The following is a 219-nucleotide window of genomic DNA, read 5'->3' on the forward strand; positions in this document are numbered from 1 at the left end:
CGAGGCTAGAACTGCCATCTGAGGACGTAATGCGTTCGGAGAAGTCAGCACTGCCGTTGTTGTTTGCATCGTAGTACAGCGAGAGCCGCACACGACCGGTTAATCCACTGATGCTGGCACCAATAGCACTAATATCATCTAACGAGAACTGATAGGTATCAACCGGATCGACCACACCGACAAACTGTCTATAGGAACGACTGCTGGTGAGTGAACCTA

Annotated in this window: 1 pseudogene; it reads right to left on the reverse strand. The window is 50.2% G+C overall.

The features are described from left to right. Positions 1–219, reverse strand: a pseudogene (locus JUJ53_RS19775) (hypothetical protein); the annotation flags it as partial.

Origin of the sequence: Leptolyngbya sp. CCY15150 (assembly GCF_016888135.1) — a bacterium.
Lineage (GTDB): Bacteria > Cyanobacteriota > Cyanobacteriia > RECH01 > RECH01 > RECH01.